Annotated in this window: 1 protein-coding gene; it reads right to left on the reverse strand. The window is 74.6% G+C overall.

The window, feature by feature from the left end:
* Positions 1-3,686, reverse strand: a 3,686-nt coding sequence (locus AQJ66_RS35055) for an SDR family NAD(P)-dependent oxidoreductase (RefSeq protein ID WP_159052690.1), incomplete at both ends; no start/stop codon positions are given.

Genomic DNA, 3,686 nt, shown 5'->3' on the forward strand with positions numbered 1-3,686 from the left:
CCAGCAGCATGCCCACACCCTCGGACCAGCCCGTACCGTCCGCACCCTCCGCGAACGCCTTGCACCGCCCATCCGAGGCCAGCCCCCGCTGCCGCGAGAACTCCACGAACGCACCCGGCGTCGACATCACCGTCACACCACCGGCAAGCGCCAGATCACACTCCCCCGACCGCAACGCCTGCACCGCCAGATGCAACGCCACCAACGACGACGAACACGCCGTGTCGAGGGTGATCGCGGGGCCTTCCAGCCCGAGCACGTACGAGACGCGGCCGGAGGCCAGGCTGGCGGCGCTGCCGGTGAGCAGGTGGCCGCGCACGTCTTCGGGGACCTCGGTGAGCGTGCTGCCGTAGCCCTGGTGTCCGCAGCCGACGAAGAGGCCGGTGCGGCTGCCGCGCAGCGACCGCGGATCGAGTCCGGCACGTTCGACCGTCTCCCAGGAGACCTCAAGCAGCAGGCGCTGCTGCGGGTCCATGGCGACGGCCTCACGCGGCGAGATACCGAAGAAGGCGGCGTCGAAAGTGGTGGCGCCGGTCAGGAACCCGCCTTCACCGACGTAGCTGGTGCCGGGGCGGCGTGCGTCGGGGTCGTGGAGCGTGTCGAGGTCCCAGCCGCGGTCCGCGGGGAAGCGGGTGATGGCGTCACCGCCCCGGGCCATGAGGTCCCACAGTTCCTCCGGTGAGGTGACCCCTCCGGGATACCGGCAGCCCATCGCGACGATCGCGACGGGCTCGTCGGGCACGCCGTCACCGTCGGTCGCCGGTGTCCGACGCGCCGCGGTGGTGTCGTGGACGGTCGGCGGGGTGCCGGCGTCCAGTTCCCGCAGCAGGTGGTCGGTGAGGGCGATGGGGGTCGGGTGGTCGAAGGCCAGGGTGGTCGGCAGAGCGAGACCGGTGGCGGTGGCGAGCAGGTTGCGCAGCTCCACGGCGGTGAGCGAGTCGAAGCCGCAGTCCTGGAAGGCGCGGGCCGGCTGGATGCTCTCCGGTGCCGGATGGCCGAGCGCGGTGGCCGCGCTGCGGCGGACCAGCCTGAGCAGCAGGTGGCGGCGTTCGGCGGGACCGAGCGGGGCGAGTTCGGCACGCAGCGGTCCGCCGTGGCCGGCGAGGTGGCCGCCGGCGGGGGCGGCCAGGCCGCGGGCGGCCTCGGGGATGCGGCTGAGCAGGGCAGCGCCCGGCAGTCCGCGCCGCCCTTCGGCGATCCTGCTCCAGTCGACGTCGCAGACCAGCGCCCAGGTGTCGTCGTGGGCCAGGATCCGGTCGAGGGCGGTGAGCGCCGGTTCGGCTTCCATCGGGGTCAGGCCCCCGCGGCGCAACCGGGCCAGGACCGCCGGGTCGTCGGCCATGCCGCCACCCGCCCACGGCCCCCAGGCGACGGAGGTGGCGGGAAGCCCCGCGGCGCGCCGCTGCCGGGCCAGGGCGTCGAGGAAGGCGTTGGCGGCCGCGTATCCGGCCTGTCCCGCCGAACCGAGGGCACCGGCGATCGACGAGAACAGCACGAAGGCGGCGAGGGGCTTCTCCAGCCGGCGCGTGGCCTCGTCCAGGTTGGCCGCCGCGCGCAGCTTGGCGCGCAGGACCGAGGCGTAGCGCCCGGGGCTCATGGCGCTGAGCGGTGCGTCGTCGAGGGCGCCCGCGACGTGCAGCACGGCGGTGAGCGGCCGGTCGGCGGGGACGGCGGCGAGCAGGGCGTCCAGGGCGGTGCGGTCGGCGGGGTCACAGGCCGCGACGGTGACCGCGGCACCGGCTTCCCGCAGTTCGCGGCACAGTGCGTCGGCGCCCGGGGCGTCGGGTCCGCGCCTGCTGACGAGCAGCAGGTGCTCGGCGCCCGCCCGGGCCAGGCGGCGCGCCACCTGGGCGCCGATGACTCCGGTGCCGCCGGTGATCAGCGTCGTACCGGTGAAGCGGGGTTCGGGGCGGTCCCGGACGTCGCGGAGGTTGCGCACGTCGCGCTCGTCGCGGACGAGCCTGCGGGCGAAGACGGCGGAGTCCCGGACCGCCAGTTCGCTGTCGTCGCCGGACTGCGTGACGAACGCGGCCAGCCGGGTCAGCGCCCTCTGATCCAGGCCGGCCGGCAGGTCGACGAGTCCGCCCCACAGGTCCTGGTGCTCGACGGCCACGCTCCGGCCCAGGCCCCAGGTGGTGGCCTGGACCGGACGGGTGAGCGGGTCTGCGGTGCCGACGGACACCGCGGACCGGGTGGCCGCCCACAGGCGCGCGTCCGCACGAGTGTCGGCGAGCGCCTGCACGAGCAGGGTGTTCAGGTGCAGGCCCAGCGGGACGTCGTCGTGGTCCGGGTGGGGCGTCTCGGTCAGGGCCAGCAGCGACAGCAGCCGCGTGGTCCCGGCGCGGTCCGCGACTGCTTCGCCCAGTGCCGCGGCGACCCGTCCCCGGTCGGCGTCGGCTGCGACGGGCAGGGGGCTGGCGTCGGCTCCGGCGGAGGCGAGCGCCCCGGCCACCGCCGTGGCGGTCCCTGCGGCCTCGGGGTCGTCCGCGCAGAACGGGACGAGCCAGAGGCCGGACGCCGAACCGGCGGGTGGCTCCAGCGGGGTCCACATCTCGCGGTACTGCCATGAGGCGGCGGTGGAACGCAGCACGCTGGTGTGGTGCCAGGTCGTCAGGGCCGGCAGTACGGGGGCCAGGACCTCGGGGTCGAGCGCCAGCCGCTCGGCCAGGTCGTGGACGTCGCCCTCGCGGACGGCCGCCCAGAACGCCGAGTCGACCGCCTCGCCCCGGACCTCGGCCGCGTCGGGGACGGCGTCGGAGAGCCAGTACCGGCGGCGCTGGAAGGCGTAGGTGGGCAGGGTGACGTCGCGTGCGCCGGGGAACAGCGCGGACCAGTCGGGACTGTGCCCGTGCACGTGCAGCGCGCCCACCGCGCCGAGAACAGCGGCCGGCTCCGGACCGTCCTTGCGCAGCACGGGCACGACCGAGGCCGAGTCGGGGTCCAGCACCGACCGGGCGAGGGCGGTGAGGGTGCCGTCGGGGCCGAGTTCGAGGAAGCGGCGGACACCCTGTCTCACCAGGGCGGCCACGGCGTCGGCGAAGCGGACGGTCGCCCGGACATGATCCACCCAGTACTCCGGCGACATCAGCTCATCCGCACTCGCGGACGCGCCGGTCACCGTGGACACGATCGGCAACGTCGGCCGCCCGTACGACAGTCCCTCCGCCACCGCGCGGAAGTCGGCGAGTATCGGCTCCATCAGCGGCGAATGGAAGGCGTGGCTGACGCGCAGGGACGTGACCTTGCGGCCCTGGGCACGGAAGTGCGCGGCGATCTCCTCCACGGCGTGGCCGGCGCCCGAAACCACCACCGCACGGGGCCCGTTGACCGCAGCGACACCGACCTCCGCACCGAGCAGCGGCAGGACCTCCTCCTCGGAGGCCTGGAGCGCGATCATCGCGCCGCCGTCGGGGAGCGCCTGCATCAGCCGGCCACGCGCCACCACCAGACGACAGGCGTCCTGAAGGGACCACACCCCCGCCACATGCGCCGCCGCGATCTCACCGATCGAATGCCCGGCAAGCACATTCGGCCGCACACCCCACGACTCCAGCAACCGGAACAGCGCCACTTCCAGGGCGAAGAGGGCGGACTGCGCGAACTCCGTCCGGCCCAGCACGTCGTGATCGTCGCCGAAGACGATGTCCCGCAGGCTGAAAGGCAGTTCGGCGTCGACCGCGTCGAAG

Origin of the sequence: Streptomyces bungoensis (assembly GCF_001514215.1) — a bacterium.
GTDB lineage: Bacteria > Actinomycetota > Actinomycetes > Streptomycetales > Streptomycetaceae > Streptomyces > Streptomyces bungoensis.